Origin of the sequence: Microbacterium daqui (assembly GCF_050408675.1) — a bacterium.
GTDB lineage: Bacteria > Actinomycetota > Actinomycetes > Actinomycetales > Microbacteriaceae > Microbacterium.
Genome location: NZ_JBNTKF010000005.1, coordinates 150,486 through 174,067, shown reverse-complemented (window position 1 = coordinate 174,067; position 23,582 = coordinate 150,486). Strand labels below are relative to the sequence as shown.

At 64.1% G+C, this 23,582-nt stretch carries 29 protein-coding genes and 1 pseudogene; 14 read left to right on the top strand and 16 right to left on the bottom strand.

Features of this window, described 5'->3' with window-relative positions; genetic code table 11:
- Positions 1-96 precede the first annotated feature (96 nt).
- The 5 genes from ACQUSY_RS05290 to ACQUSY_RS05270 all read right to left on the bottom strand — a co-directional run bounded on the left by ACQUSY_RS05290 (position 97) and on the right by ACQUSY_RS05270 (position 2,644).
- Positions 97-237, bottom strand: a complete 141-nt coding sequence (locus tag ACQUSY_RS05290; protein WP_428903459.1) for a hypothetical protein — start codon at positions 235-237, stop codon at positions 97-99.
- Between the two features lie 54 nt (positions 238-291).
- Positions 292-630 carry a DUF7882 family protein gene (locus ACQUSY_RS05285; protein ID WP_428903458.1) on the bottom strand — a complete coding sequence of 113 codons (339 nt, stop codon included), beginning with the start codon at positions 628-630 and terminating at the stop codon, positions 292-294.
- A 299-nt stretch (positions 631-929) separates the two neighbouring features.
- Entirely contained in the window at positions 930-1,106 is a 177-nt protein-coding gene (locus ACQUSY_RS05280) for a CsbD family protein (protein ID WP_428903457.1), read from the bottom strand.
- A gap of 35 nt (positions 1,107-1,141) precedes the next feature.
- Positions 1,142-1,903 (bottom strand): DUF2382 domain-containing protein, encoded by a 762-nt coding sequence (locus tag ACQUSY_RS05275; RefSeq protein ID WP_428903456.1) that lies wholly within the window; start codon positions 1,901-1,903, stop codon positions 1,142-1,144.
- 78 nt (positions 1,904-1,981) lie between these two features.
- Positions 1,982-2,644, bottom strand: coding sequence for a hypothetical protein (locus ACQUSY_RS05270; RefSeq protein ID WP_349885760.1), 663 nt, complete (start codon positions 2,642-2,644; stop codon positions 1,982-1,984).
- 215 nt (positions 2,645-2,859) lie between these two features.
- On the opposite strand from ACQUSY_RS05270, the gene ACQUSY_RS05265 reads away from it, so the two are divergent.
- From ACQUSY_RS05265 to ACQUSY_RS05250, 4 genes are all read left to right on the top strand, one after another.
- Positions 2,860-3,555 (top strand): hypothetical protein, encoded by a 696-nt coding sequence (locus ACQUSY_RS05265; RefSeq protein ID WP_428903455.1) that lies wholly within the window; start codon positions 2,860-2,862, stop codon positions 3,553-3,555.
- Positions 3,533-3,946: a phage holin family protein gene (locus tag ACQUSY_RS05260; protein WP_428903454.1), complete on the top strand. Its 414-nt coding sequence runs from the start codon at positions 3,533-3,535 to the stop codon at positions 3,944-3,946. The genes ACQUSY_RS05265 and ACQUSY_RS05260 overlap by 23 nt, the downstream gene beginning before the upstream one ends.
- Complete coding sequence (locus ACQUSY_RS05255) at positions 3,943-4,506, top strand: DUF3618 domain-containing protein (RefSeq protein WP_428903453.1); 564 nt, start codon at positions 3,943-3,945, stop codon at positions 4,504-4,506. The genes ACQUSY_RS05260 and ACQUSY_RS05255 overlap by 4 nt, the downstream gene beginning before the upstream one ends.
- A 62-nt stretch (positions 4,507-4,568) precedes the next feature.
- A complete protein-coding gene (locus tag ACQUSY_RS05250) occupies positions 4,569-5,663 on the top strand; it encodes a YihY/virulence factor BrkB family protein (protein ID WP_428903452.1) in 1,095 nt (364 codons plus the stop codon).
- 22 nt (positions 5,664-5,685) lie between these two features.
- On the opposite strand, the gene ACQUSY_RS05245 is transcribed toward ACQUSY_RS05250, so the two are convergent.
- The 5 genes from ACQUSY_RS05245 to ACQUSY_RS05225 form a co-directional block, all read right to left on the bottom strand.
- On the bottom strand, positions 5,686-6,552 hold the full coding sequence (locus ACQUSY_RS05245) for a DDE-type integrase/transposase/recombinase (protein ID WP_428903451.1): 867 nt from the start codon (positions 6,550-6,552) through the stop codon (positions 5,686-5,688).
- Between the two features lie 34 nt (positions 6,553-6,586).
- Entirely contained in the window at positions 6,587-6,877 is a 291-nt protein-coding gene (locus ACQUSY_RS05240; RefSeq protein WP_428903450.1) for a helix-turn-helix domain-containing protein, read from the bottom strand.
- Between the two features lie 7 nt (positions 6,878-6,884).
- Positions 6,885-7,481, bottom strand: a complete 597-nt coding sequence (locus ACQUSY_RS05235; protein WP_428903449.1) for a recombinase family protein — start codon at positions 7,479-7,481, stop codon at positions 6,885-6,887.
- Positions 7,482-7,724: 243 nt separating this feature from the next.
- A complete protein-coding gene (locus ACQUSY_RS05230) occupies positions 7,725-8,108 on the bottom strand; it encodes a hypothetical protein (RefSeq protein ID WP_428903448.1) in 384 nt (127 codons plus the stop codon).
- Positions 8,109-8,112: 4 nt separating this feature from the next.
- Complete coding sequence (locus ACQUSY_RS05225; protein ID WP_428903447.1) at positions 8,113-8,667, bottom strand: CPBP family intramembrane glutamic endopeptidase; 555 nt, start codon at positions 8,665-8,667, stop codon at positions 8,113-8,115.
- Positions 8,668-8,674: 7 nt separating this feature from the next.
- On the opposite strand from ACQUSY_RS05225, the gene ACQUSY_RS05220 reads away from it, so the two are divergent.
- Complete coding sequence (locus ACQUSY_RS05220) at positions 8,675-9,394, top strand: GntT/GntP/DsdX family permease (protein ID WP_428903446.1); 720 nt, start codon at positions 8,675-8,677, stop codon at positions 9,392-9,394.
- 65 nt (positions 9,395-9,459) lie between these two features.
- Here the strand turns inward: ACQUSY_RS05220 and aceB are convergent, their stop codons facing one another.
- Positions 9,460-11,118, bottom strand: a complete 1,659-nt coding sequence (gene aceB / locus ACQUSY_RS05215; RefSeq protein WP_428903445.1) for a malate synthase A — start codon at positions 11,116-11,118, stop codon at positions 9,460-9,462.
- 125 nt (positions 11,119-11,243) lie between these two features.
- Between aceB and ACQUSY_RS05210 the strand changes: the two genes are divergently transcribed.
- The gene (locus ACQUSY_RS05210) at positions 11,244-12,704 is read left to right on the top strand and encodes a helix-turn-helix domain-containing protein (RefSeq protein WP_428903444.1); all 1,461 of its coding nucleotides are present in this window, start codon (positions 11,244-11,246) and stop codon (positions 12,702-12,704) included.
- Positions 12,705-12,732: 28 nt separating this feature from the next.
- Here ACQUSY_RS05210 and ACQUSY_RS05205 read toward each other — a convergent pair whose 3' ends face one another.
- Positions 12,733-12,963, bottom strand: a complete 231-nt coding sequence (locus ACQUSY_RS05205) for an RNA-binding S4 domain-containing protein (protein WP_428903443.1) — start codon at positions 12,961-12,963, stop codon at positions 12,733-12,735.
- Positions 12,964-13,098: 135 nt separating this feature from the next.
- Here ACQUSY_RS05205 and ACQUSY_RS05200 point away from each other — a divergent pair, with 135 nt between their 5' ends.
- From ACQUSY_RS05200 to ACQUSY_RS05185, 4 genes are read left to right on the top strand one after another with little or no spacing between them, the layout of a single operon-like run.
- Positions 13,099-14,196 carry an ABC transporter substrate-binding protein gene (locus tag ACQUSY_RS05200; protein WP_428903442.1) on the top strand — a complete coding sequence of 366 codons (1,098 nt, stop codon included), beginning with the start codon at positions 13,099-13,101 and terminating at the stop codon, positions 14,194-14,196.
- Entirely contained in the window at positions 14,181-14,987 is an 807-nt protein-coding gene (locus ACQUSY_RS05195) for an ABC transporter ATP-binding protein (protein ID WP_428903441.1), read from the top strand. Before ACQUSY_RS05200 ends, ACQUSY_RS05195 begins: the two co-directional genes overlap by 16 nt.
- Positions 14,980-15,819: an ABC transporter permease gene (locus ACQUSY_RS05190; protein ID WP_428903440.1), complete on the top strand. Its 840-nt coding sequence runs from the start codon at positions 14,980-14,982 to the stop codon at positions 15,817-15,819. Before ACQUSY_RS05195 ends, ACQUSY_RS05190 begins: the two co-directional genes overlap by 8 nt.
- Before the next feature lie 51 nt (positions 15,820-15,870).
- Positions 15,871-17,223, top strand: a complete 1,353-nt coding sequence (locus ACQUSY_RS05185; protein ID WP_428903439.1) for an NtaA/DmoA family FMN-dependent monooxygenase — start codon at positions 15,871-15,873, stop codon at positions 17,221-17,223.
- A gap of 89 nt (positions 17,224-17,312) precedes the next feature.
- Here ACQUSY_RS05185 and ACQUSY_RS05180 read toward each other — a convergent pair whose 3' ends face one another.
- The gene (locus tag ACQUSY_RS05180) at positions 17,313-17,876 is read right to left on the bottom strand and encodes a PadR family transcriptional regulator (protein ID WP_428903438.1); all 564 of its coding nucleotides are present in this window, start codon (positions 17,874-17,876) and stop codon (positions 17,313-17,315) included.
- Between the two features lie 105 nt (positions 17,877-17,981).
- Here ACQUSY_RS05180 and ACQUSY_RS05175 point away from each other — a divergent pair, with 105 nt between their 5' ends.
- The 3 genes from ACQUSY_RS05175 to ACQUSY_RS05165 are packed head-to-tail and all read left to right on the top strand — an operon-like array spanning position 17,982 to position 19,782.
- Entirely contained in the window at positions 17,982-18,497 is a 516-nt protein-coding gene (locus tag ACQUSY_RS05175) for a flavin reductase family protein (protein ID WP_428903437.1), read from the top strand.
- Positions 18,484-18,888, top strand: coding sequence for a riboflavin kinase (locus ACQUSY_RS05170; protein ID WP_428903436.1), 405 nt, complete (start codon positions 18,484-18,486; stop codon positions 18,886-18,888). The genes ACQUSY_RS05175 and ACQUSY_RS05170 overlap by 14 nt, the downstream gene beginning before the upstream one ends.
- Positions 18,889-18,912: 24 nt before the next feature.
- Positions 18,913-19,782 (top strand): PfkB family carbohydrate kinase, encoded by an 870-nt coding sequence (locus tag ACQUSY_RS05165; protein ID WP_428903435.1) that lies wholly within the window; start codon positions 18,913-18,915, stop codon positions 19,780-19,782.
- An 18-nt stretch (positions 19,783-19,800) separates the two neighbouring features.
- Here ACQUSY_RS05165 and ACQUSY_RS05160 read toward each other — a convergent pair.
- Positions 19,801-20,533 (bottom strand): annotated as a pseudogene (locus tag ACQUSY_RS05160) (TIGR00645 family protein).
- 113 nt (positions 20,534-20,646) lie between these two features.
- Positions 20,647-21,180 carry a TetR/AcrR family transcriptional regulator gene (locus ACQUSY_RS05155; protein ID WP_428903434.1) on the bottom strand — a complete coding sequence of 178 codons (534 nt, stop codon included), beginning with the start codon at positions 21,178-21,180 and terminating at the stop codon, positions 20,647-20,649.
- 55 nt (positions 21,181-21,235) lie between these two features.
- On the opposite strand from ACQUSY_RS05155, the gene ACQUSY_RS05150 reads away from it, so the two are divergent.
- Positions 21,236-21,940: an MBL fold metallo-hydrolase gene (locus tag ACQUSY_RS05150; protein ID WP_428903433.1), complete on the top strand. Its 705-nt coding sequence runs from the start codon at positions 21,236-21,238 to the stop codon at positions 21,938-21,940.
- A 58-nt stretch (positions 21,941-21,998) separates the two neighbouring features.
- On the opposite strand, the gene ACQUSY_RS05145 is transcribed toward ACQUSY_RS05150, so the two are convergent.
- Positions 21,999-23,540: a helix-turn-helix domain-containing protein gene (locus ACQUSY_RS05145; protein ID WP_428903432.1), complete on the bottom strand. Its 1,542-nt coding sequence runs from the start codon at positions 23,538-23,540 to the stop codon at positions 21,999-22,001.
- Positions 23,541-23,582 lie beyond the last annotated feature (42 nt).

Sequence of the window (23,582 nt, the reverse complement as noted above, 5' to 3'; positions counted from 1 at the left end):
CGGAGCCAGCCGGGCATTAGCGTGAGACACGAGAGACCTCCGTGGACTCGAGGGAACCTAGACAGCTCCAACTCGACTACGGAGGTCTCTCCTACGTCAACAACGATCCGGGTCAGTACAGCTAGCGGCCGCCGCTTCGAGATCGTCGCAGAGCTTTACCGCGTCCTGCGTCGGGGAGAGGATGAAACTTGCCCCGTCGATGGTGACAAGCGTCTGAAGTGTGATGCGCTCGCTCATCCGTTCAGGGTACGAGCCGTGCGTTTGGGGATCGAAGGGGCTTGCGCGCTGGGGTCAGGCTGGTGCACTATCCAGATCGCGTTCGAGGCGAGTGCCCTCGGCGGGTTCGGGAGTGAGGTACAGGCCCGTGGGAGAGTTGGCGGCGAAGGCGAGGGCATCGACCCACGCCCGATTGATTGCCGGTTGCCGGCCCCCGAAGTACTTGAATACCAGCGCACTTCCGGAGTGCACCCACACCGTTGGGCGGCCACCGCCCGTACCGGCATCGCCTTTCCATGTGAAGGCGAAGGGCTCACCACGGCGGAGCTTCGCCGAGATGACGAGCTGGAGGTGATTGAGTGCCCGATCTTCGATGTCGACCTTCAGTCCGCCTTCGTAGATGAACTTTCCCATGACGTGCATTCCTCGGTCGTATCGTCGCGGACACCTCTGCAAGCAGGCGAGACGAAGGGAATCGTCGTGTCGTGAATCTTCATTCTCTCACCGATCCTTGACGGCTAGTGTTCGCGTCCGACCAAGACGCTCACCGGCCGCGTTGGCGTGTTTTGACTCTCCGGCGCCCTGGCCCTCGTTGTCTCCGCGGTGCGGGAGACCCGCACGCGAAATAGTGAGACGCAAGCACCGAGTGCCGAGCAGAGAAGTATCCGGTGCCCGCGGGGGCGTGGGCACCGGATACGAGGGAGCGCGATTTGTTAGTTGTCGGACAGTGCGTCCTTGACGTTCTCGCCAGCCTTCTTCGCGCTGGCCTTGGCCTGGTCGGCGTGGCCGTCGGCTGTGGTCGACTTGTCGTTGGTTGCTTTGTCGACAGATTCCTTGGCTTTGCCTTTCAGATCTTCGGCAGTGTTCTTGATGTCATCTCCGATACCCATCGGATTCTCCTTTCAGTGGGGCTGACGGGGAGTTGTCAGGGGTCGGTGTGGGTGTCGCCCTCGAGCTCGATCTCTTCCTTGCGGACCTCTGCGCTGACCTGCTCAGTGTCGGTGTTGGTTTCTGTGCCGATGCGGACACGCTCGACCGGCACCGTCTCCTTCTCGACCACGGGGCGCTCCTCCGTGAGGACGACCTCGTGCTCTTCCTCGCTGATGTCCGGACCATCCAGGGCGTCTTCGACGTTCGCCTCCGTGATGGGTTCACGCTCGAGACGAACCTCTTCGTGGCTGACGGGGACCGTGACGGTCTCCTGCTCGGTGACGACGTACTTGCGGAGGCGGGCTCGGCCGGTCTCGACGCGCTCCGTGCCGACGTGCAGCTGCTCCTCGGACCGAGTCATCGCGTCGTCGGTCGTCGGTCCGGAGGTGTCGTAGCCGTCGGTCGATGCCACATCCCGGTCCGCGGGTGCGTTGGCGACGGGAGCGGCGCCGGTTCCGTAGTAGGTGTACAGCTCGTCCTGTTCGTTGTCGGTGAGGTCGGTGCCAGCATCGATGCGAGGTGCGTCCTTGACGAAGTCTTTCGCGTACGGGACTCGGAGATCTCCGTCGACGGCGTCGGCCTGGTCGAGCGGGACGAACGATTCCGAGGTTCCGAACAAGCCCGTCGCTACGGTTGCCCACTTCGGCCGACCGCTGGTGGGGTCGACATAGATCTGGCCGACCTTTCCGATCTTGTTGCCGTCAGTGTCCGTGACGGTGGCCCCGATGAGGCTGGCGATGTTCTGTTCGCTGATCATTGGTGTTGCCTTTCGTTCGGTCGTGCGGGTGGTGGGTGGTTGAGGAAGTCGGTGTGTCAGGGGCGACGACGGCAGGGGTTACCGGCCAAGTCCCACGCGGTCGACCCTGCGGTGGTACCGCATCCCCGCAAGGCCGCCGAGGATCGCGCCGATGAGGGCGACCACAGCGGCACCGAGGGCGGTGAGGATGCCGGTGAGAGTGGCTGTCTCGGGGGTGACGGGGATGCGCGGGAAGCTCTGCAGGTTGGCGAGGATGTCCCACTGGGAACCGGCTATCGCGGTGACGATGGCGAGGATGATCGCGATCACGATCGCCCACAGCCACACCGCGACACCCTGCTTGACTCCACTGAAGCGGGCCATCCGTCCGGCGACGTAGCCCCCGGCGTAGTAGGCGATGAGCAGGACGAGTCCGATCGCGATGGCGCTAATGATGCCGGTCGCGCCGACGTTCTCTGTCGCGGCGTCGGCGGCCTCCTCTGGGGTGGTGCCGTTGCCGAGCCCGACAGCGGCCCCGATCGCGGCGACCAGGGCGGTCAGAAGCACGGTGGTGCCCATGGCGGTCAGCCATCCGAAGAACGCGGATCCGAATTTGAACCCGCCGAATTCTGCTTTCTCACGCTCGTGGACATCGGTGCGGAGAGTGTGATTCGCATCGACGGGGACGGCTGCGTGAGAGGAGTCCTTGTCGTAGACGGGTGCGCCGGGTTCCCGGGGCTCGTGGGAATCGTTGCTGTTCATACGGCGAAAGTAGGCGCTTTCGGAACGAGCGCAGGAGGTGGTTGCCTCCGGGGTTCGAGGCGCGTACTGTATGCAGGCTTACTAACTAAGTCTCTCTGTGTGCTCGGCCTAAATACACTGTAAGTCTGTTCGGAGCAAGGGTCCTGACCGAGGCGGGGGAGACGGTGTAGAACGGATTCCACCGACTGTTCGGTCGGTCCGCGAGAGGAGCACTAATGTCGGACAACTATGAGACGTCCAGCCCGAGCGGCTCGGGCGTGAACGCCCCTGGTTCTTCGGGCAAGGTGGATGCTGTCAAGCAGGAAGCCACCGACCTGAAGGACACGGCGGCAACTCAGGCGAAGGACGTTCTTGGCACCGCCAAGGATGAGGCTGCGACCGTCGTGGGGGAGGCGAAGACGCAGGCGAAGGATCTGTATGCGCAGACGCAGCGGGAGCTGTCGGAGCAGGCGAACACCCAGCAACAGCGTCTTGCCGGTGGTCTTCGCTCTGTCAGCGACGAGCTCGGCTCCATGGCCACTAACTCGGAAGGCAGTGGCGTCGCCAGCGATCTGGTCCAGCAGGTGTCGGGGCGTTTGTCTGCTGCCGCAACCTGGCTCGGCGACCGGGACCCTGGTTCTGTGCTCACGGAGGTCAAGCGCTACGCACGTCGCAAGCCCGGCACGTTCATCCTCGCCGCCGCGATCGGCGGCATCGTTGTGGGGCGCCTCACCCGCGCCCTCGCCGCGAATGCTTCCGACGATAAAGACGCCGCTCCCGTGCCGGCACCTCCGCAGGTGCACCCTGACCCGTCCGTGCCCGTCCCCGTGGTGAACGACACGGGCGCTGGCACGCCCGTGTACTCGCAGGCGGCCGCCAGCCGTCCGGACATTCTGGGGGAGGACGGCTATGACCGCCCCGACACCGTCTGAAGCGAAAGCCGCATCGACCTCGATCGGAGATCTCCTCGGGGAAGTGTCCCGTGACATTTCGACGCTGATGCGCCAGGAGGTCGCCCTCGCCAAAGCAGAGTTGAAGGACTCGGCCACGAAGTCCGCCAAGGGTGCGGGCCTGATGGGTGCCGCCGGCTACGGCGCACTGATGGCGGTGTTCTTCCTGTCCGTCGCGCTGTGGTGGGCTCTGGGAACGCTGATGGGCGGCGGCTGGTCCGGCGTTGTCGTCGCGGTCCTGTGGGCAGTCATCGCCCTGATCCTGTTCCTGGTCGGGCGCAGCCAGATCAAGCAAGTGAAGGGCGTCCCGCAGACCGTGGACACCCTGAAAGAGATCCCCGAAACGCTGAAGAGAAATGAGGAGAACCGATGAGCGATTCACCCGACGAGATCCGCGCCGACATCGAGCGGACCCGCCACGACCTCGGCATGGACGTGGACGCCCTGGCCGATAAGGTCTCCCCGTCGAAGATCGTGGACCGACAGGTCGACAAGGTCCGTGGCGCCTTCACCTCCGTCCGTGAGCGTGTGATGGGCGCCGCGGATGACGCCGGCTCGTCGCTGTCGGATGCGGGCTCTCACGCCGGAGATCTGAAGGACCGCGCGGTCGCCAAAGCAGAAGGGAACCCGCTGGCGGTCGGACTGATCGCGTTCGGTGCCGGCCTGCTCGCGGCGTCGCTGATCCCCGCGTCATCGAAGGAGAAGGACCTCGCTGCAACCGTGAAGGAGCAGGCGCAGCCGCTGGTTGACGAGGTCACCGATGCTGCGAAAGAAGTCGGCGAGCATCTGAAGGAGCCTCTGCAGGCGTCGGTCGAATCCGTGAAGTCGTCGGCGCAGGACTCCGTCGCCACCGTTAAGGACGAAGTCCAGGGCGCGGCCAGCGACGTGAAAGACCAGGCTCAGCACGCTCGCGAGAACATCTCCGACAGCTGACCCCGCACGAATCGGGCGGGCCCGTCAGACGACGGGCCCGTCCCTTTACGAAGGAACCTGCGATGACCAGCACAGCCCCCGCCACCCCGCGCAACGCCCCGGACCCCGAAGCATCAGGCAAGCCGGATTCCCCGGACGATCTGCACAAGAGGTCCTGGAAATACGTACTGCGGAAGACTATTCGCGAGTTTTCCTCGGACCAGTGCACGGACATCGCTGCGTCGCTGACGTATTACGCTGTGCTGTCGCTCTTCCCGGGCCTGATTGCAATCTTCTCGCTGCTGGGTGTCGTCGGGCAGGGGAAAGCCGCCAGCGACGCGGTGCTGGGAATCATCGAGCAGGTCGCTCCCGGCGACACGGTCGACACGATCCGCGGACCGATCGAGCAGATCGCCGAGTCCCCGGGTGCCGGGTTCGCCCTCATCACCGGCATCCTGCTGGCGATCTGGTCAGCATCCGGGTACGTGGGAGCGTTCAGCCGTGCGATGAACCGGATCTACGAGATCGAAGAGGGCCGGCCGTTCTGGAAGCTGAAGCCCGCCCAGCTGCTGGTCACCGTCATCACCATCGTGCTGCTCGTCATCGCCGCGATCATTCTTGTCGTCTCCGGCTCGGTCACCAAGGCGATCGGCGACGCACTCGGCATCGGCGACGTACCCCAGACGATCTGGTCCATCGCCAAGTGGCCGTTGCTCATATTCATCGTGGTGTTGGTCGTCGCGATCCTCTACTACGCCACCCCAAACGCGAAGCAGCCGAAATTCCGGTGGATCAGCATGGGCGCCCTGCTGGCAATCATCGTGCTCGCTCTCGCCACCGCAGCCTTCGGGTTCTACGTCGGCAACTTCTCCAACTACGACCGCACCTACGGCTCGCTCGCGGGCGTCATCATCTTCCTGCTCTGGCTGTGGATCGCGAACCTCGCGCTGCTGTTCGGCGCGGAGTTCGATGCTGAGCTCGAGCGAGGTCGCCAGCTGCAGGCGGGCATCGCCGCCGAGGAGGACATCCAGCTACCTCCGCGCGACACCCGCAAGAGCGACAAGGCCGCCGAGAAGGAGCGGCAGGACATCGAGAAGGGCCGAGAGATCCGACAGAATGCCGACCCCGACGACACAGCCAAGGACGCGACCACCCCCGGTCCTGCCAGAGAACACTGACGGACGGCCTCGCTCGGGGCGCTCACGCCGCAGCTACTGGGACAGCTCCCCGGCGAAACGGTCGAGGAGTACTTCCAGCGATACTTCGAATTCTTCGTCGGAATGGTCCTCGCTCAGAAGAGCCCGTAGCCGACGGACCTCCCTGGAAGTGGATGCCGTCGCGTTGCACGACCCGATTCTTCGGAACAGTAAGGAGCAGCCCGTCAAGTTCTTGAAGGCTGTCGGGCATCCGCGGCAGCCAGCCGTCGGCGACCCAAGCATCTCGCGGTGAGATTCCCAGCTCGCTGTGCGTCCGGTCGTTGTAGGTCCCAATGAATTCACCAATCGCGCGGTCGAGCCCGGGAAGGTCGAGGACCGGCGTCGGTGTCCGGTTGCCGGGTGCGAGGTGTCCAGGCAGCGCGGGCAGGAGTTCGGTGTTGATGGTGCCGAAGAACCGCTCGATCTTTCCGCGCCCTTGGGGGCGGCCGACGGTCGAGTGGATCACCCGGATGTGCAGCGCGATCGCGGTGCGCTCGAGATGGTGGCTGGTGAAGTCAGAGCCGTGGTCGACGTGCAGGATGTCGGGGAGACCGCACATCGCCCAGGCGGGGTCGGTCTTTCGCCAGATCGCTTGCCGGAGCGCGAGTGCGGTGTTCAGCGCCGATGGCGCCCCGGTGAACACCGTGTATCCGCAGATCGCGCGAGAGTAGTCGTCCATCACCGTGGTCAGCCATGGTCGATCCGGCTTCCCGTCGGAGCCGACGATGAGGATGTCTAGCTCGGTGTGATCGGACTGCCAGGTTTGATTCGGTCGGTCAGCGCGGCGACGGAGGACAAGTTCGTGCCGGCCGCGATACGACGCCGGCCCCGCCAACGCCAGCGTCACGAGCGCAGGATCAAGCGCGCGCACGATCTCTCGTACCGTCGCGTAGCTCGGGACCGGTCTACCGCTGGGTTGTTTCCGCCACGGTGAGTCGATGCAGCGTCGCAAGGCTCGGGCGTGGTCTCGTCAGCGCGAGATGTTCGATGAATAGGACAGTCTCAGCAGCGGTGCGCCGGGTTCCTGCATCGACGCGGGGCTGCAGGTTCAGTCCCGCGATCCCGTCGTCCAGGTACCGGCGGTGCCAGCGCTGCAACGTGCGAGCACTGATCCCGGTGTCCCGGGCGAGGGCCGCGAGCGGAACCTGGTCTTCGACATGAAGTCGAAGTACCCGCCATCGCTCCTCGGCGTCCACTGCTCACCTACATTGCGGCGCTTCCGCGCGCAGCGTCGGCCTGCTGATGACGGTAAAGAGTGGCCCGGCTCCACCCGACCAGGCGGGCAACGTCCTCGGCGGTGCGTCCCTTCGCCAGCGCCTCCCTGGCCAGCTGAAGCTTGTCCGCGATCACCGCAGGGTCTGACACAGGCCGGCCGAACCGGGTCCCATTCTGTCGGGCTGCCGCTATCCCCGCGGTTACTCGTTCGACGATCAGTTCCCGCTCGTACTCCGCGAGGGTGGCGAGCATGTTCAACATCAGCCGCCCGGTCGAGGTCGTAGGGTCGATCCCGTCCGAAATGGACCGGACGTGCACACCGAGCCCGCGCAACAGGTTTACCGTATTCAGCACGTCGATCAGAGAACGGCCGAGACGGTCAACCCGCCAGACGACCACCGTGTCACCCTCGGCGGCATGCTCGAGAAGCTTCTTCATCCCGGGGCGTTCGATCGCTGCCCGGCTCCCCGACGTGACGTCCGCGAACACGTCGTGTTTTTGCACGCCGGCCAACACGAGTGCGTCGAGCTGCAGCTGCGCACCCTGACCGGACGTGCTCACTCGCGTGTACCCCAGAAGCCTCATACCGCCAGTGTGACTCAATAAACCCCGTCGCGCACCTGGGTAAGACAGATCACGGCAAGACAACTTTCCGAGACACACCGCTCTGCAGAATTACACGAACGCCGGCACTCACTCAGAGCACGGCTTCGATGTCTCGAAAAGCTGTAAATAAGTGAGACGGCGATACTACCGTTGAGTTCACCGCACCGACGCACCCTTCGTCGGACACGCGTCAGTGTCCTGACAGACAGCGCGGCATTGAGCTCACGCCCGAAGCGATGATGATCGGCCCCACGCGGGTTGAGGAACGGCAGTGGCGTCGTCTGGCTGACGTGTGCTGAGCGAAGCGCCCCCACCGATGTCTAGAGTGAAGGTCGGCGGCAGGTGCTCGACGAGCCGTCCATCTACAATCGCGATGATGGGTGCGGCGAAAGCATCAGCGCTCGTAGGGTGGTCGATGCCGACGCCGATTCGGAGACCAGAGCCAGTCTGAATTAACAAGCTGTCTTCGTCACACGCGCTGAGGGCGATAACCAGACCCTCCCCACGGGGGACGAGAGCAACTTGTTTATCTCCCACGATCACGTCTCCTCTACCCGCTAGCTGCACGCGAAGGTATTGCACGATCTCGTCGAACTGTTGATTCATGTGGTCACCATAGTCTCAGTAGATACCCGAGTAGAACGAAGTCTGCGACGATGTGCGCCCCGACACCAGCCCAGATTCGCCCTCGCAGGTACAACGACAAGGTGGCCGCGCCGACAGCAAAGAGCCCTGTCAGGGCCACGCCGGCCCACCCATCCGGAATCGCATAGAAGTGCACAGCCGCGAAACCCACTGACGAGATGAGCACGGCGCCGGTCGCGCCATACGCTCCACGCAATCGAGCCAGAAGGGCGCCTCGCCAGAGCGCTTCTTTCCACACAGCGTTGATGATCGACGCGATCACGATCGTCAGGAGAGCTAGAGGAGTGGAAGAGGTGAGGAAGTCCGGGAACAGCGGGACGGCGAACATTGTCTTTGTCGTCGCCCACCAGAGGACGCCGACCGCGGAGATAAACGCCAGCGCCAAACCGAAGCCAAGTCCGATCTTCGCTCTCCTAGCCGAGATGGGATGGGGCGGCGCACGGTGGCGATCTCGCACCCAGATGATGAGAATCGCGGGTCCGGCCACTAGTGGTAGGGGAACAGAGAGGATCAGCGCCATACATACGATGCACGCCAGCACGGCGTACAGCGGCTCAATCGGCGTAGAGCCCCTCATTCTGCTGCCGCTTGCCATGATCATGATGGGTACGGCGGTTGCACCGCTCTTCGAAAAAGGCACGTTCTGGAACGGCTTCCTGTCGATGATCGGTCAACCGATCTTCGCGCTCATGGTTGCCATCGCCGCCGCGATGTTCTTCCTCGGCGTTCGCCGCGGCTGGTCGGCTGCGAAGCTCGGCGAGGTCATGGAGTCGGCGCTGCCGGCCGCTGCGGTCATCATCCTGGTCACCGGTGCCGGTGGCGCGTTCGGTCGCATCCTGACCGAGACCGGAATCGGTGGCGCTGTCGCGAACGTGCTCGCTGACTCGGGCATGCCGCTGCTGCTGGCTGCGTTCCTCATCTCGCTCATCATGCGTGCGGCGCAGGGGTCGGCAACCGTCGCGATCACGACGACCGCGGGTCTCCTGCTGCCGTCGGTTTCGGTGCTCGGCCTCGACACGATTCACGTCGCCCTCGACACGATTCACGTCGCCCTCGTCGCCGTTGCGATCGGCTACGGCGCGCTGGGCCTGAGCCACGTCAACGACTCCGGCTTCTGGGTTGTCACGCGCTACCTCGGCCTCTCGGTCAAGGATGGCCTCCGCACCTGGACGCCGCTCACGACGATCCTTGGTGTTTCCGGCTTCCTGCTCACCTGGATTCTGTACACCGCCATTCCGATGGCGTAACCGGCATACGAAAGCGGCCCCGGGGTTCCGATTCTGGAACCCCGGGGCCGCTTTCGTTTACGGCTTTAGTCCGTGAGGTACTTTGAGTACGCCACCGTCGTGAGGAACGTCGGGAAGTCATCGCCCGTTGCCACCTCGCGGAAGACGTCGGCTGCGTCGTCGAAGCGGTCGCCGTCGGTGCGCGGAACCTCGGCGAGGGTCTGCTGGATCAACTGCTCGATGTACTCGCGGGTGATGGCGGTGCCATCTTCAGTGGTGCGGTCCTGGTGGATCCACTGCCACACCTGCGAGCGGGAGATCTCGGCGGTTGCCGCGTCTTCCATCAGATTGTCGATGGCAACGGCGCCAACGCCGCGCAGCCAGGCCTCAACGTAGCGGATCGCGACCGACACGTTGTCGTGCACACCCTGCGCCGTGATCGGACGACCGATGTGAACGTCGAGCAGGTCAACAGCCTTCACCTTGACGTCGTCACGCTGACGGTCGAGCTGGTTCGGGCGGTCGCCGAGCACGGCATCGAATTCAGCCTGAGCGGCGGGGATCAGGTCGGGGTGAGCCACCCAGGTGCCGTCGAAGCCGTCGCCAGCCTCGCGGTTCTTGTCTGCCGAAACCTTCTCCAGTGCACGCGCCGTTGCTTCGGGGTCGCGGCGGTTCGGGATGAACGCGCTCATGCCGCCGATCGCGTGTGCGCCACGCTTGTGGCACGTCTTGACGAGCAATTCGGTGTACGCACGCATGAACGGAACCGTCATCGTCACTTCGCTGCGGTCTGGCATCACGAAGCGTGCGCCGCGGCCACGGTAGTTCTTGATGATCGAGAAGATGTAGTCCCAGCGGCCGGCGTTGAGGCCAGCGCAGTGGTCGCGCAGCTCGAACAGAATCTCGTCCATTTCGAACGCGGCCGGCAGCGTCTCAATCAGCACGGTTGCGCGGATGGTTCCGTGCTTGATGCCGAGGGCTTCCTCGCTGTAGCTGAAGACGTCGTCCCACAGGCGAGCTTCTTCGCTCGACTCGATCTTCGGGAGGTAGAAGTAAGGACCACGACCCGAGTCGATCAGGGCGTGCGCGTTGTGGAAGAAGTACAGGCCGAAGTCAACGAGCGAGGCACTCATGGCCATGTGGCGACCGAGGCGGTCGGTGAAGCGCAGGTGCTTCTCCACCAGGTGCCAGCCGCGTGGGCGCATCACGATCGTGGGCGTCTCGGTCGCGGTGACCTCGTAGCGCTTGCCCTCGGGGCTCGTGTAGGTGAGTTCGCCCCGGATTGCGTCGCGCAGCGACAACTGGCCTTCGATGACGTTCTTCCAGGTCGGGCTGGTGGCGTCTTCCTGGTCAGCCAGCCAAACCTTGGCGCCCGAGTTGAGGGCGTTGATTGTCATCTTCGGGTCGGTCGGACCGGTGATCTCAACGCGGCGGTCTTCGAGGCCGGGGCCAGCGCCAGCAACGCGCCAGCGGGAGTCCTCGCGGATGTGCGCGGTGTCCTTGCGAAACTTCGGGTCGCGGCCGTTACCGATCTCGAAGCGACGGCGCATGCGGTCGGCGAGGCGGTCGTGGCGGCGGCCAGCGAAACGGTGGTGGAGCTCCGCGACGAAGCGAATGGCCTCGGGGGTAAGGATCTCTTCGTAACGTTCACGGATCTCGCCGGCGATCTCTACGTCTTGACCAGCCGTCGGAATCGAACCGGTAGCCGGTCGGGTCGTCGTGTCGTCGAGGAATGCGGTGCTCATGGTGTTCTCCTCATTTGGGGAAGCGGGGGATCCGCTGTGGTCTGGTTCCACTCTGGGAGAAGAACAACCCGTGGTGAGACCAATTTCAAGGAGAACTTTTCAAATATTTCTGTTCTTGTGACAGAATGGCCCGCATGACACTCGCAGATGAGTCAGAAGAGCTGGACGTCCTCACACTTGGGCGCCGAATTCGTCAGGTACGCACCTCCGCCGGTATCACGCTCGAGCAGCTCGCCGCGGCCGTGGATCGCGCGCCGAGTCAGATCTCAATGATCGAGAACGGCAAGCGCGAGCCCAAGCTCACGCTGCTGCGATCGATTGCGAAGGCCCTGGGTGTGACGCTGGAGACGCTGTGGGAGTCCGAGACGCTCGATGAGCGCGCCACGATGGAGATCGCCCTCGAACGTGCGATGGGCGGGCAGACCTTCCGCGCGTTGGGTATTGATTCGTTCCGCATCTCCAAGACGGTGCCGACCGACGTGCTGCGTGCGATGCTTGCGCTGCACGGTGAGATTGACCGGTTGCGTGATGAGCGGGCGGCAACGCCGGAGGAGGCGCGACGCGCGAACGTTGAGTTGCGTCACCTGATGCGCGACCAAGACAACTACTTCGCCGAGCTCGAGACGAAGGCGCGCGAGCTGCTCGCCGCCGTGCGGCACCCGGGTGGCCCCATCACGCAGCGCACGGCTGCCGACATCGCCGGTCACCTGGGCTTCACGCTGCACTACGTGGGCGACCTGCCGCAGTCGACGCGATCCGTCGCCGACCTCAAGAACGGACGCCTGTACCTATCGCGCTCGCTCACCGCGAAGGGTGACCCGCGCACGGCGCTGTTGCAGGCGCTGTCGTCGCGCATCTTGGGCCACGCTGAGCCGACGAGCTACGCCGACTTCTTGCGTCAGCGCGTGGAGACGAACTACCTCACGGGTGCGATTCTGATTCCCGAAGACCACGCGGCGGGCTTTTTACAAGACGCCAAGCAGCATCGCGCCATCTCGATTGAAGACCTCCGCGACACGTACGCGGTGTCGTACGAGACCGCGGCGCACCGTTTCACGAACCTTGCCACTCGTCATCTCGACATTCCGGTGCACTTTTTGAAGGTGCACGAATCCGGAACCATCACGAAGGCCTATGAGAACGACGATGTGAACTTTCCGACGGATCGTCTGGGCTCGATCGAAGGCCAGATGTGCTGCCGTAAGTGGACGAGCCGTGAAGTCTTCGAGGTGGAAGACAAGTTCAACCCGTACTACCAGTACACGGATACCGGCAATGGCACGTACTGGTGCACGGCCCGCGTCGAGCAGTCCAGCGAGGGCGTGCACTCGGTGAGCGTTGGTGTGCGATTCGATGACACCAAGTGGTTCGTGGGACGTGACACTCAGAATCGTGGGGTCTCGCGACACGGTGTTGAGGTCTGCTGCCGTCGCGCGCCAGCGGAGCTGGAGAACGAATGGCGGGAGCACTCGTGGCCGAACGTGCGCACCCCGCGCACGTTGTTGGCGACCCTCCCGACCGGCGCGTTCCCCGGCGTCGACACGACCGACGTCTACGAGTTCTTGGCCGCCCACGCCCCGCAGTAGCGCTTCGGCGGCGGCCGCTGGCGCCGCGCTACCCGAGCAGGCGCACGCGGGCGATCGCCGCCTCTGCGACGTCGACGATGTCGCCGTCATGTAGTTGGCGGCCGCGACGAGTCTCGACTTCGCCGTTGACGAATACGAGTCCATCAGCGAGGACGGCCTTGGCGTCGCCACCGGTGTCAACCAGGCTGGCGTACTTCAAGAACTGTCCGAGGCGAATCATGTCGCCTTCGACTTCGACCTCGGGAATCTCGGAACTCACGCTCCCAGGATACTGCTCCGGGGTTCCGTCATGTTCCAGTCAGTGAGAAGCAATCTAATTTGATCTTGCTTAGTCAATCTTGACTATGTTACCTTCGCAGAGCCATCAATGATGAACGGCCGAGAAGGGACCACCATGGCTACTTCCTTTTCAGGAATGACTCGACGCCGAGTCGCCACCCTGACGAGCGTGTTCGCTGCCAGCTTGCTGCTGGCCGCTTGCGCAGGAACCCCCGCTGACAGCAACACGGGCGCAGAATCCTCCAGCGATTTCTGTGAACGGAATAAGGCTGTCGGCACGATCACGTACATTTCCGGATACGGCTATTCCGCTAGCGCCGGCCAGCTTGACGTCTTCCTTGCTGAAGAGCTGGGCTACTTTGACGAGCTGTGCCTCGACGTTGAAATCAACGCGTCGGGCGCTAACGGTCAGCAGCTCGTCGCTTCGGGTCAGGCGCAGTTCACGGCTCTCGGCTCGGCATCTGACGTGATGCTGGCCGCCGCGAACAGCAAGAACCTGACGGCGGTTGCCACCTACGGCACCACCCCGCCGTTCTCGATCTTCGGCAACGAGAAGCTCGACAGCCTGAAAGACCTTGAGGGCGGATCCCTCGGTTACTTCATCAACCTGACGCCCATCGCGTCGGCGATGCTGGACGAGGCTGGCGTTGACACCTCCAAGGTCGAAATGGTCAAGATGACCAACTACGACCCGACCGTTGTCGTGCGTGACCAGGTCAACGCCATCGTTGGCTACGCATCGAACCAGCCTGAAGCGCTCAAGGCCGCAGGTGAGCCGTTCGTGCAGTTCCTTCCGTCCGAGTACGACGTCAAGGGCACGTACAACGTGATGGAGGTCAACTCGCGCTTCCTCGCTGAGAACCGCGAGGTTGCCGCTGACTTCATGCGCGCAACGCTCAAGGCCCTCGACTTCTGCCTCACCGATGACGAAAAGTGCATCGACATGATCGCCGAGCTGGCTGAAGAAAACGGCCAGGGCGCGGCCTTCCCGCGTGAGCAGCTTGCTCGCACGTGGGCTGTTGAGTCCGAGTGGGTGCGTACCTCAGAGGGTGGACACCCCGGCGTGCAGACCGTTGAGATGTGGGAGCCGGAGTACGAACTCGTCAAGAAGTACGGCAACGTCAAGAGCCTCCCCGCGATCGAAGAGATGATGGACACCGACCTCGTCGCTGACCTCTATGACGGAGACGCGCTGGTATGGCCGAGCAAGTAACAGTTGCCAGCTCGGGCGTTGAGGTCCGTGGCGTCAGCAAGGCATTCGGTAAGCCGGGCTCGCGCGTCACGGTTCTCAGCGACATCAACCTGACCATTGGCGCTGGCGAGTTCGTCTCGGTCATTGGCCCCTCGGGCTGCGGTAAGTCGACGCTGCTGAAGGTGGTGGCTGGCCTCGTCGAGCAAGACGAAGGCACCGTCACCGTCGGTGGCAAGTCGGTGAAAGAGGCTTCGCGAGACAAGCTCATTGGGCTCGTGCCGCAGTCTCCCGCCCTACTACCGTGGAAGTCCGTGATCGACAACGTCAAGGTTCCGCTCAAGGTCAACCGCAAGGGCAACGCCGGTCGCCAGCTGCGCGACCCCGCCGAACTGCTGCAGTCGTTTGGCCTGGGTCAGGCGATGAACAAGTTCCCGGGCCAGCTCAGTGGGGGTATGCAGCAGCGCGCTGCCATCGCCCGCGGCTTCGTGTTCGACCCGACCATCATGCTGATGGACGAGCCGTTCTCGGCGCTCGATGAGATCAACCGCGACCAGCAGCGCATCGCCCTGCTCGACTTCTGGCAGTCGAACCAAAAGTCCGTGATGTTCGTCACCCACTCGGTGCCCGAGGCCATCGTGCTATCGGACCGCATCGTGGTGATGGCCGCTCACCCCGGCCGCATCGCTGAAATTATCGACGTCAACCTGCCCCGCCCGCGCACGGCTGAGTCGTACGCCACCGATGAGTTCCGTGAGCTCGAGGGCATCGTTCGACGTTCGCTGCACGCGCAGATGGAGAAGGCATATGCCTGAAATCGGAACCGCAACGGCAACTCTTGCATCGCAAGAGCGTGCCGCGCAGCCCAAGGCGATCCCGTCGTGGCTGAAGTGGACCAACTGGGTCCCGACGCTCATCACCTTCTTCATCGCGGGCGCGCTGTGGCAGATCGTGGCGTGGACGAACCCGTACGTTATCCCGTCGCTCGAGGCGATCGCGACCACGCTCATCGAAGACGCGGGCATGTACTGGCAGAACTTCCTGGTCACGCTGCTCGAAGTTGTCGTCGGTGCGAGCGGTGGCATCATCGCGGGCTTCTTGGTCGCGGTCATCATGGCCGAGTTCCAGATCATTGAACGCGCCGTGATGCCGCTCGTGATCATCATCATGGTGACCCCGATCGTGGCCATCGCGCCGGCACTCGTTGTGGCGTTCGGCTTCGGCATGATCCCGAAGTTCATCGTCACCGGTCTCGTGGTGTTCTTCCCGATGCTGGTCAACTCCCTCGCGGGTCTCCGCGACGTTGACCCACGGGCGCTCGACGTCTTCCAGACGTTGCACGCCAGCCGCTGGGAGATCTTCCGCGACCTGCGCCTGCCCGGCTGCATGCCGTTCGTCTTCGCGGGCCTCCGCATCGCGCTGCCGCTCGCCGTCGTTGGTGCTGCCGTCGCCGAGTTCGTCGCGGCTGGCCAGCAGGCCGGTCTCGGATCCCTCGTCACGACGTCGGCTGCCCAAGCAAACTTGCCCGTCACGTGGGGCGCTATCACCCTGCTGTGTGTCATGGGTGTCGCTCTGATCGCTGTGCTCGCCCTGGTACGCAAGCGCGTGCTGTGGTGGGCCGAAGGCGACATCGTCGCCAAGGGCTAAAAGATCCAGCGGGCCGTCAACCGACGGCCGCCTGAAGGTAAGGAAATATCCATGGTCAAGCAGCTTCGTCTCGGACTGTTTGAGAACGCGCAGGCGAATGACTCGGGAACGTCGACGTGGCGTCACCCCGACAACCAGCGCTACCTCTTTGATCGTCTCGACTACTGGGGTCAGACGGCCAAGCTGGCTGAAGATGCCGGATTCGACTTCCTCTTCCTCGCTGACGCGTGGGGTTGGGCAGAGGTCAACGGCACCCGGCCTGACATCGCTACGACCGAGGGGCTCGACCTCCCGCGTCTGGACCCGGCGATCGTCCTCGCGGCACTCATCCCGCAGACGACCCGCCTCGGTCTCGTTGCCACTGGTTCCGTTCTTCTCGAGCCGCCGTACTCCTTCGCTCGTCGCATGGCGACTCTCGACATCCTGTCGGGTGGTCGCATCGGTTGGAACATTGTGACGACCGGAACCGCAGACACCGCCGTGCAGGCATTTGGCGTTGACATGGTTGGTCACGACGAGCGCTACGTCATGGCTGACGAGTTCATGCAGGTTGTCTACAAGCTGTGGGAAGAGGCGTGGGAGCGCGACGCACTCGTGCGTGACAAGAATGGCGTTTTCGCCGACGCCAGCAAGGTGCACCGCATCGCACACGAGGGCAAGTACTTCCGCTCGCACGGTTACGGCAACACGCAGCGCTCGCCGCAGGGTGCGCCGGTACTCTTCCAGGCTGGTGCATCGCCGGCCGGTCGCGAATTCGGCGGCAAGCACGGTGAGGCGATCTTCGTGGGCTCCGGAACCGCAGAGCAGTTGCTGGGGCACTCGTCGGCTATTCGTGCGGAGGCTGTCAAGAACGGCCGTCGCGCAGACGAGGTCAAGGTGATGTGGGCCATGGCCGCGATTGTCGGTTCGACCGAGGAAGAGGCCAAGGCGAAGTACGCCTCCGTTGCTGACGCGCAGGACCCGGCATTGACCGTGGCATCGTACGCGTGGTTCACCGGACTCGACCTGTCGAGCTTCGACCGCGACACGCCCATGAAGGAACTGCACACCGAGCTGTCGCAGACGCAGGTCGCGCGATTCGCAGACAAGACGGTCGGCAACGTTCTGGACGACTGGCACGCCCACGGCGTGGGCGCTCGCCCGATCGTAGGTACGCCGGAGCAGGTCGCCGACAAGATGATTGAGCTCGCTGATGGCGGCGATCTCGATGGCTTCCTGTTTGCTCCGACTATTCCGCCGGCATCGACGAAGGACTTCGTCGAGCACGTGCTGCCGATTCTGCGTGAGCGCGGACGCATCGGTCCCATGAGCGATGAGACCTCGACGCTGCGTGAGCGCCTGCTGGGCACCAACAGCCCAGACCTGGCAGATTCACACCCCGGCTCGGCTTACCGACGTAGCTAGGCCGTAAGCAAATGCCCCGGACGATTTCGTCCGGGGCATTTGTGATGTCTGGGGGCGCTAGCTCCGGGTGTTGCTAGGCGCGGGCGATGCTATTCACCCGAGAAATGGTATTCGCCAGCCTTGAGGCGCTCCAGGAGGGCGCTGATCCACTGCTTTTCGGCGACCAGACGAGCGGTCGAAAGGTCGAAGATCTCGCGCACGTACTTCGGCGTCGTCGGGGAGGTGAGGGTGTCTTGCACCTGGAAACCGTTGGTGAGCACGAGGGCATCGATCTTGGTGAGGCGGTTCTCCAGCCCCGCGATGACCTCCTGGCGCGACAGCACGAACATGAACGACGCGATCGTCATGATGCCCTGGGTGTCGAACGGGGCGACGTTCCAGAGGTTCTCGCGCAGCATGCGCTGCAGTTCGACCTCGCCGGCAGCGGAGATTTGGTATGTCGTGCGCGCCGGACGTTTGCCGTCGACCTCAACACCGCACTCTTCGATGTAGCCATCGACTTCAAGGGCGCGCAGAGCGTTGTAGATCGAGCCGGGCTGAATGTGCGCCCACTCGTCGATGTGCCACGTCATGAGCTCGCGCCGCAAGAAGTAGCCGTGGACAGGCTGAAACTGCTTGACCGCACCAAGCACAATGAGTCGCGTCGTTGACATGCGTCCATCGTATAGGCGCACTTTGCCTAATTTCAGGTTGTGAAGACCAGAAATAATTCGTACACTTCAAACTAGTCAATGTTGACTATATGAACGGGAGTGCCCATGTCTACTGCAACCTCTGAAAACGCATCGCGCAGCCACGACCTGCGCCGGGCTTTCTCGGTGTACCCCACCGGTGTCATGGCACTGGCCGCCATCGCTGAGGGGCGCCCCGTCGGCATGGCCGTCAACTCTTTTACCTCCATCTCGCTGGACCCGGCACTCGTCGCCGTGAGCGCCGCAAAGACGTCGCGCACCTGGCCGGTACTGTCGGCCCTTCCCGAGCTCGGCATGAGCGTCCTGACCAATTCGCAAGAGCCGCTCAGTCGTCTGCTGTCGTCGCGTGACGCCGAAGACCGTTTCGCACACCACGTATGGAACACCTCCGAGGGTGGCGCCGTTCTGCTCGAAGGTGCCGCACTCTGGCTCACGTGCCGTCCGTACAACACCGTGGACGCCGGTGACCACGTCATTGGTCTGTACGAAATCCTCGACGTGACGGTCTTCGAAGACGTCGAGCCGCTGCTGTTCCACCAGAGCCGCTACCGCGCGATTCGTTCCGACGATGACCGCGCTTGACACACTGATGCGCGTGCGAGGGCGGGTCGTCCCGGGTGACGGCCGTGGTCGTGTCTTGGGCTTCCCCACGGCCAACCTGCAACTCGCGCGCCACGAGGTTCCGCAAGACGGCGTGTATGTCGCCATCGCGACCGTCGAGGGTATCGAAGGCGAGTTCGACGCGACCGTCTCGGTCGGCACGAACCCGACATTCGGTGGTGAGCGGGCGCCGCGCGTCGAGGTGTACCTGCACGACGTCACGATCGACCTGTACGGGCAGATCATGGCGGTAGAAATTCTCGATCTGCTGCGCACGACCGTGGCCTTCGCGACCGTCGATAAGCTCATCGCGCAGACCGAGCGTGACGTTGAAACGTCACGCGGTGTGCATGCGGCCCGGCGCGGGCGCTAGCCTGGCTGGGACGAAGGAGAATCGATGTCGCGTGACGTTGTTGTCGTAGGCAGTGCCAACCTTGACCTCGTTGTCGGTGTTGCCCGGCCCCCTCAGGTGGGCGAGACGCTCCTCGGTGACGCGCTCGGTCGGCACGCGGGCGGCAAGGGGCTCAATCAAGCGATCGCTGCGGCGCGCGCGGGCGCATCGACCCGATTCAGCGCCATGGTCGGTGCCGACGATGCCGGAGTATTCCTCCAGCAGACGCTGGAGACGGCCGGGGTGGTCGGAACCATGCTGACGACCGCAGACGCGCCGACGGGAGTCGCGCACATCTTCTCGTACCCCGACGGCGACAACTCGATCGTGGTCGCGGCGGGTGCCAATTCGCACCTCACGGGCGATCATGTTGAGGCAGCCGTCGCGGGGGCCGCCGTCGTGCTCGCGCAGTTGGAGGTTCCGCTGGAAACGGTCGCTTCCGCACTCGCGGCGGCCGCCGAGGCCGACGCTTTTTCGATCGTGAACGCGGCGCCAGCAAACCGTGAAGCGCTCACCCTGCTTTCGCTCGCCGACGCCGTCATTGTGAATGAGACCGAGTGCGAGGAGTTTGGTGGCGTAGACGCGCTTCAACACCTGGGTGTCGAAATGGTCGTGGTGACCCGCGGCGGCGACGGCGTCGATGGATACCGCGTCGGCGCCGATCCGATTCACATCGATGCCTTCGCGATCACCCCGGTTGACACCACGGGCGCCGGTGATGCGTTTTGCGGAGCGTTCGCTGCGGCTATCGCAACCGGTGCGGACTTTGAGGCGGCCCTGCGTCGTGGTTCCGCTGCGGGCGCGATTGTCGCTCAGCACTCGGGCGCCAACACCCCCGCGCTGACGCCCGTAGCCATCGACGCGCTGGTGGCCTAACGCCTGAGCGGGTCGCCTCTATGCCTCGGTGCGGGTGGGCGACGCGTCAGCGAGCGCGGGAAGCGTTCGCGTGGCCTCAATGACGTTCGCTTCGCTACGGATTCGCTGAGACTCGGCTTCAGCGAGACGGCCCTTGAGGTCGGTCGTGACCGGCATCTTGTCGATCCAAGCGAGGGCCAGCGCGGAGAAGATGAAGGTCATGTGAATGACAACCTGCCACATGGCGCCCTCGGCCGTGACGCCGGCGCCGTGCCCGCCGCCTTCGATGCCGGCAGCGTCGCCGTCGTGCATGTTGGTCACTTCGATGAACGTCTTGAGGAGGTGAATCGACGAGATGCCAATAATCGCCATCGCCAGTTTGACCTTGAGAACGTTGGCATTCACGTGGCTGAGCCACTCGGGCTGATCAGGATGCTTCCAGGTTGATCTTGGAGACGAACGTCTCATAGCCGCCGACGATCACCATGATCAACAGGTTGGCGATCATGGCGACGTCGATGAGGCCCAGCACCCCGAGCATGATCGTCGACTCGTTAGGGTGGTGACCCTCCATGAGCGGAGTGATGACGTCGTCGCCGACGAGGCCGACGAGGTCGATGACGAAGACCACAACATAGATGAGCTGCGCCAGGATGAGGCCGACATAGATGGGAGCCTGCAGCCACCGACTCGCGAAGATGAAAGCGCCGAGCGCCTTCGCGCTCGGCCTTTCGCTGTAGATCAGTGCGCCCGTCGCGTTTGTCTTAGCCATGTGTCCCTCTGCGAATGCTCGCCGTGAAAAGTCGGTGATCAGAACATCGCCCGCTGCGCGAGAAACCTGATGGTGCGCCGTGCTCGTGCGGGCGCAGGCAGATGACGGCGTTGCTAGGGGAGGACGTTGGCGAGACCCCATTCGAAGGCTTCGTCGACATTGCCGCCCGAGCGGAAGGCTCCGGCCTGCTCGAGCGAGCAGAATCCGAACAGCCACGCGGTGAGGTTGCGCGCAATCGGGAGCGGATCGCCCGCGGTCGCGCGCGCGACGGCGGCGAGGAGGCGATCAAGGAGCTCGCGGATCGGCCCCGTGGTTCCGGCGGGGTGCGTGAAGAGTAGTGATATCGCGCGCGGGGAGTCGGCGGCGACGGCTCGGTAGGCGCGGGCATACCCGGCCAGGGCGTCTCGTGGGGCCAGGGACTCGGTCGCGATGGCGTCAAGCGCCGTGAGTACGTCGGTGGCGACCGCGTCGCCGATGAGTGCCACGAGCCCGGTGCGGTCGCGCACCTTCTTATAGAGGGACGGTGGGCGGATGTTGAGCGCGGCGGCGACGGCGCTCATGGTCACGCCATCGAGACCGTCGCGTTCGAGCAGGTCACGCGCGGCGCGAATCATCTCGGCTTCCGAGGCGCGAATGGGTGCGGGCATGACCTCATCATAAGGCTATTGACATTAGCCTTCAAGGCTACGTAGTGTAGCCATCATGAACGTTGAGATTCTTCGGATCGGTGATGACAAGGTCGCGTTTCACGCGGTCGTGACGGAACAGGGCGTCACACTCATTGATGCTGGGCTGCGTGGTGACCGCCGCGCGCTCGATGAAGCGTTGCGCGCCGTGGGGCGTTCGGTATCGGACATCCGCGGAATCGTGTTGACACACGGCGACAGCGACCACATTGGCTTAGCCGAGGAGCTCCGCATTGAGTGTGGCATCGATGTTTTCGTTCACGAAGGCGATGCCGATCGAGCGCGGGGCGGCGCGAAGCCGAAGCCGGCCCCGTCGGCGTATCGCATCGCGCCGTCGATCGGATTTTTGCTGTCGGCCATCCGCCGCGGAGCATGGCGAACACGGTTTTTGACGCACGTGGTTCCGGTTGCCTCCGGGGCGGTTCTTGCGCTGCCTGGCGATCCCGAAATCCTCGCGGTTCCGGGGCACTCTGCGGGCAGCGTCGCCGTGCGGGTTGCGAGCGCCAACGCTCTCTTCCTGGGCGACGCGGTCACCACGCGCGATGTTCTGACGGGGCGAGCGGGGGTGGCGGTTTCTCCCTTCACCGATGAGCCCGAACGTGCTCGTCGGAGCTTGGAATCGCTCGCCCACCTCCCCGAATCGAGGATCTTTCCCGGTCACGGCCCCGAATTCGCCGGAACCATGGCTGACCTGCTCGCGGAGCTCGTCGTCGAGCAGTAGTCCTGCTCCAGGGGGGCATCCGTCCGCCAGGGCCGATGGTGGAAGGGAAGATGGCGGCTCAATGACCGGGCATATCGACGGCCAGAAATGCAGCCCAGATTTCGGCGCGCGCCGCAAACGTGTCCAGTTGCACCCCGAGTGCGCGCTCGGCGGTCTTGATTCGGGCACGCACCGTGTGTCGATGCACGCCCAGCGCTGAAGCCGTTGATTCGGCGGAACCATTGCATTCGAGATACATGCGCAGGGTGCGAACGAGGTCGCTCGCGCCACGCCGATCGGCTGCGTACAGCGGTTCCAACACCGTGCTCGCCACGACGCGCGACTCGGCGCCGAGCGTGCCGAGCACGCCCGACGAATGAGTCTCGGCGAAAGCCGTGACCGCTGACGTACCCCGGTCTCGAGCGAGGCGCGCTTGCCCGAGTGCCTCCGCAAAGGTGTCGTAATCGGCCGCATCGGAATGCCCAACGGTGAGGTCAAACCGAGACGCCAGTTGGCCGAGGCGGTCGTGATCGGTTGCGCGAACAATGACAACGAGGTCGCCTTCATGTCGCCCAAAAAACACCGACCCACGGGTCTCCGCGGCCTGAAGCTCGAGCCACTCCGTGACGGCGTCGAGGCGTGAGGAGACCTTGGTAGCCGCGACGATGACCGGCGCCGATGGCAACGTGTCACCCGACGATCGCACAACTCGCCGAACGAAAGAAGCATGGTTGGCATGCAGGGCATCGATGAGCCCGGCGCGCAGCGCAGCGCGTGACCGGCCCAAGGATTGGTGTTGCTCCAGCGCGAGCCCGGCCATCGCGATCACCGAGGTGATGACGCTCCGACCCTCTTGGTCAAGCTCCGCCGCCGCGATGGCGATCACGCCGCGCAGGTGCCCACCGCGGCCTAATGTTTGCAATGTAAACGGCTGACCCGCGATCGTCAGCGCTGAGCCCGCGCGCGCTCCACGCCGAAGAACAGAGGCGACTTCGGTGTTGAGCGCGCCGCGCATGTCAGCGGTCAACGCGCCGCTCGGGGATTCGCGTGTCATGGTTCCGGCGGCGTCAAACAGCGCCACCCACGCCCCGAGTTGCTTTGCGAGCTCGGCCACCGTTGCGCCGAGCCCGTCGGGGCGCAACGCGGCGAGGGAGATGGCTCGTTGCGCATCCAGTGCCCAACTGCGGCGCGCGTAGGTCTGGGCGGCAACGGCCTCGGCGTTCGCGCGCGCGATGGCGATGAACGGTGTGCGGTACGGAACCTCGAACAGAGGGAGCCCGGATTCCGCGCACGCCAGGGCGAGGTCGGGAGGAACGCCGTCACGCACCACTTCGGTGCCGAAGCCCAGCCCGGCGACGCCGCGGGAGGCAATTCGTTGCACGTACTCCCGCGCCTCATTCACGGTGCTCCCGGTGAACTGCGTCCCCGTGGTGAGCAGAAGCAGATCGTCGGCAAGAAACGGCGTGGGGTCGGCCAGGTCGGTGGAGTGAACCCAGCGCAGGGCTCGATCGAGGGCACCCGCGGGGAGTGCACTCTCGTCTCCCACCAGCCGTAAGTGCAAGCCCGGGCGACTCAGCAGCGCGCGCAGGGTGGGAGTCACGTCGGAGGGGGTGGTGGCCACGAGTGTCCATTTCGTATAACTGGTGTACTCCAACTATACGTG

Excerpts from the sequence above, each read along its gene's own strand:
- ACQUSY_RS05290 (WP_428903459.1), bottom strand. The coding sequence starts at position 237 with ATGAGCGAGCGCATCACACTTCAGACGCTTGTCACCATCGACGGGGCA.
- ACQUSY_RS05285 (WP_428903458.1), bottom strand. The coding sequence starts at position 630 with ATGGGAAAGTTCATCTACGAAGGCGGACTGAAGGTCGACATCGAAGAT.
- ACQUSY_RS05280 (WP_428903457.1), bottom strand. The coding sequence starts at position 1,106 with ATGGGTATCGGAGATGACATCAAGAACACTGCCGAAGATCTGAAAGGC.
- ACQUSY_RS05275 (WP_428903456.1), bottom strand. The coding sequence starts at position 1,903 with ATGATCAGCGAACAGAACATCGCCAGCCTCATCGGGGCCACCGTCACG.
- ACQUSY_RS05270 (WP_349885760.1), bottom strand. The coding sequence starts at position 2,644 with ATGAACAGCAACGATTCCCACGAGCCCCGGGAACCCGGCGCACCCGTC.
- ACQUSY_RS05265 (WP_428903455.1), top strand. The coding sequence starts at position 2,860 with ATGTCGGACAACTATGAGACGTCCAGCCCGAGCGGCTCGGGCGTGAAC.
- ACQUSY_RS05260 (WP_428903454.1), top strand. The coding sequence starts at position 3,533 with ATGACCGCCCCGACACCGTCTGAAGCGAAAGCCGCATCGACCTCGATC.
- ACQUSY_RS05255 (WP_428903453.1), top strand. The coding sequence starts at position 3,943 with ATGAGCGATTCACCCGACGAGATCCGCGCCGACATCGAGCGGACCCGC.
- ACQUSY_RS05250 (WP_428903452.1), top strand. The coding sequence starts at position 4,569 with ATGACCAGCACAGCCCCCGCCACCCCGCGCAACGCCCCGGACCCCGAA.
- ACQUSY_RS05235 (WP_428903449.1), bottom strand. The coding sequence starts at position 7,481 with ATGAGGCTTCTGGGGTACACGCGAGTGAGCACGTCCGGTCAGGGTGCG.
- ACQUSY_RS05230 (WP_428903448.1), bottom strand. The coding sequence starts at position 8,108 with ATGAATCAACAGTTCGACGAGATCGTGCAATACCTTCGCGTGCAGCTA.
- ACQUSY_RS05225 (WP_428903447.1), bottom strand. The coding sequence starts at position 8,667 with ATGGCGCTGATCCTCTCTGTTCCCCTACCACTAGTGGCCGGACCCGCG.
- ACQUSY_RS05220 (WP_428903446.1), top strand. The coding sequence starts at position 8,675 with ATGCACGCCAGCACGGCGTACAGCGGCTCAATCGGCGTAGAGCCCCTC.
- aceB (WP_428903445.1), bottom strand. The coding sequence starts at position 11,118 with ATGAGCACCGCATTCCTCGACGACACGACGACCCGACCGGCTACCGGT.
- ACQUSY_RS05210 (WP_428903444.1), top strand. The coding sequence starts at position 11,244 with ATGGCCCGCATGACACTCGCAGATGAGTCAGAAGAGCTGGACGTCCTC.
- ACQUSY_RS05200 (WP_428903442.1), top strand. The coding sequence starts at position 13,099 with ATGGCTACTTCCTTTTCAGGAATGACTCGACGCCGAGTCGCCACCCTG.
- ACQUSY_RS05195 (WP_428903441.1), top strand. The coding sequence starts at position 14,181 with ATGGCCGAGCAAGTAACAGTTGCCAGCTCGGGCGTTGAGGTCCGTGGC.
- ACQUSY_RS05190 (WP_428903440.1), top strand. The coding sequence starts at position 14,980 with ATGCCTGAAATCGGAACCGCAACGGCAACTCTTGCATCGCAAGAGCGT.
- ACQUSY_RS05185 (WP_428903439.1), top strand. The coding sequence starts at position 15,871 with ATGGTCAAGCAGCTTCGTCTCGGACTGTTTGAGAACGCGCAGGCGAAT.
- ACQUSY_RS05180 (WP_428903438.1), bottom strand. The coding sequence starts at position 17,876 with ATGTCAACGACGCGACTCATTGTGCTTGGTGCGGTCAAGCAGTTTCAG.
- ACQUSY_RS05175 (WP_428903437.1), top strand. The coding sequence starts at position 17,982 with ATGTCTACTGCAACCTCTGAAAACGCATCGCGCAGCCACGACCTGCGC.
- ACQUSY_RS05170 (WP_428903436.1), top strand. The coding sequence starts at position 18,484 with ATGACCGCGCTTGACACACTGATGCGCGTGCGAGGGCGGGTCGTCCCG.
- ACQUSY_RS05165 (WP_428903435.1), top strand. The coding sequence starts at position 18,913 with ATGTCGCGTGACGTTGTTGTCGTAGGCAGTGCCAACCTTGACCTCGTT.
- ACQUSY_RS05155 (WP_428903434.1), bottom strand. The coding sequence starts at position 21,180 with ATGCCCGCACCCATTCGCGCCTCGGAAGCCGAGATGATTCGCGCCGCG.
- ACQUSY_RS05150 (WP_428903433.1), top strand. The coding sequence starts at position 21,236 with ATGAACGTTGAGATTCTTCGGATCGGTGATGACAAGGTCGCGTTTCAC.